The sequence below is a fragment of the Moorena sp. SIO3I6 genome (assembly GCF_010672095.1).
The window spans coordinates 1-1,753 of record NZ_JAAHHU010001043.1 but is presented as its reverse complement, the minus strand read 5'-3'; the positions used below and the strand labels follow the sequence as shown (position 1 = coordinate 1,753).

Here is a 1,753-nt window from a genome sequence, read left to right as displayed (position 1 = left end):
CTAATTATGTGCGTAAAGGTAGCTTAATTGGTGTAAAAGGGTCTTTGAAAATTGACACTTGGAGCGATCGCACCACCGGAGCTGATCGCTCACAACCTGTGATCCGAGTAGAGCGCCTTGATTTACTGGGATCTAAGCGTGATACTGATCCGAGCGCTGTAAGCAGCTATGATAACACCGAATTTTGAACAAGACGTGAGACGCATTCCCCCACCTCGTTCAGGTGGGGGTTAGTCCACGCTAATAACAATAATCAAAAACCTAGAACATCAATAAATATATTGTTGTATACATTTTTGTAGACTATAATATTAACTAACAATATTATTATAGACTAGTGAAAACGCCGACCAAAGTCATCAGAACTGATAAGTGGAAACTTAATCCGTCTTCCGGACAAAAAGCATTGCTTTCGGAGACGGTCAAAGTTTATCGTCAGGCTTGTAGGTACTTGGTTGGCATTATCTATACCCATTGGTCTGAACTTGGTGGATTGACAGCTGATGCATTAACTCCTGCTGTTGAGCAGTTAATGCATCAAACCGCCAAGCGACCTAATATAAAATACCCCCAATTCAATAAAGCTTTTTACAAATTCCCGAGTTATTACCGTCGGGCTGCGATCGCGTTTGCAGCTGGACAGGTTAGTAGCTATGTTACTCGATATAGTGAATGGCAATCTGGCAATAGAAAAAGGAAAGATAGCAAACCACCATTGCTTAATGCTGACACTGGTTGCTATCCGGCCTTGTATAAAGGGCAGTGTTATAAGCTACATGGTTTTGATCAAGTAGAAATAAAAGTTTTTGATGGCAAAAACTGGATTTGGACTAAAGTTCAGATTACCAGCTTAAGAGAACGCCACGCTTGTACTACTAACAAAATGATGTCTCCTTCGTTGATAGTCAATGATAGGTACTGTCATTTGTCTGTTCCGTTCAATTGCAAACCAGAAAAGCGCAAGCCAGAAGCTAACGTTACTGCGGTAGACTTAGGCATCAATACTACCGCGACAATAGCAGTCGTAACCCATACCGGCACTGTAATCCACAGTGAATTTATTCATCCAGGAAGAGACATAGACCGTAGGGACAAACGACTGAAATCCGTATCCGTCCGAGCATCTAAAACCATGGGTAAAGGCGGAAATATCCACAAAGGTTTCTGCTCTTTGACCTATAAAAAATGCCAAAGAATTAACAACCAAATCAGCCACATAGTTTCTAAGCGAATTGTTGAGATTGCTGATCAATTCAACTCTGAAGCAATCGTGTTTGAGAATCTTAAAGGATGGAAGGCTAAGGGTGGGCGAAAGCGGTCTAACCTAAAGCAAAGATTCCACGGTTGGCTCAAAGCAAAAATTCGTGATTTCACAGAAATGAAATGGACTGAATTGGGAGGTAAGGTTGTAGAGGTCGTGGCGGCTTATACTTCAAAACTGGCCTATGATGGTTCCGGCACGGTTAAACGTGACTCAAGAAATTACTCTCTAGCAACCTTCCCCTCAGGTAAGCGTTTTAATGCAGATCTCAATGGCGCTTACAACATCGGTGCTAGAGGTGTACTTAAACTCGTTCGTAGAAATAGCAACGAGGGTCGTTCCAGCAAAAGATCTGGACGACCGCCCAGAAGCTGGGCTTGTCTGTGTGATTTGTGGGTTAAGGCTAACTCCAAATTAGCATAGGACACCCCCACCTCGTCCAGGTGGGGTGAGCTTCATTAGTTTTGATTTATACTCAAACCTCCTAACTAA

General features: G+C 42.6%; 2 protein-coding genes. Both read left to right on the top strand.

All coding sequences use genetic code 11. The features are described 5' to 3' along the window. The coding region (locus F6K49_RS45905) for a single-stranded DNA-binding protein (RefSeq protein WP_293109007.1) at positions 1-188 on the top strand (188 nt) is incomplete at its 5' end. 149 nt (positions 189-337) lie between these two features. After that, positions 338-1,684 (top strand): transposase, encoded by a 1,347-nt coding sequence (locus tag F6K49_RS45900; protein WP_293109004.1) that lies wholly within the window; start codon positions 338-340, stop codon positions 1,682-1,684. Positions 1,685-1,753 lie beyond the last annotated feature (69 nt).